Below are 398 nucleotides of genomic sequence, written 5' to 3'. Positions count from 1 at the left end.
GCGCTGAGCACCCTCACGTTCCCCGCGTCGGTGCTGCCCGAGGGCATGACGTCACCGTCGCTCGCCGTCGACGGCGACGTCACCACGGCGTGGGTCCCCGGACCGGACGGCCGCATGGTCACCGACCTGGGCACGCCGCGCGAGATCGGCACCGTCGTCGCCGCGTGGGAGCGCGGCGGGGCGCCGGAGTCGGTCGTGTCCGTGAGCGACGACGGCCTGACGTTCACCGACGTCGGCACCCTCGGCGCGGGCGACGTGCACGGCACGCTCGCCGTCGACCGCACGGCGCGGTACGTCGCGCTGAGCACGGCGTGGGCCGACGGCGACCCGGGCCTCACGGCCCTGCGGGTGCTCGCGACCGGCGCGGCCGACCCGGCGTCGCCGCCGGCGGTCGCCGT

The 398-nt window shown here is 77.9% G+C and carries 1 protein-coding gene; it reads left to right on the top strand.

Going from position 1 to position 398, the window contains the following annotated elements:
- On the top strand, window positions 1-398 hold a 398-nt coding region (locus tag G3I78_RS50155; protein ID WP_164437344.1), incomplete at both ends, for a discoidin domain-containing protein.

The sequence above is a fragment of the Streptomyces sp. SID13726 genome, assembly GCF_010548375.1.
Taxonomy (GTDB): Bacteria; Actinomycetota; Actinomycetes; order Streptomycetales; family Streptomycetaceae; genus Streptomyces.
Note: the sequence above shows the minus strand (reverse complement) of the source record. Positions and strands in the feature narration are given on the sequence as shown.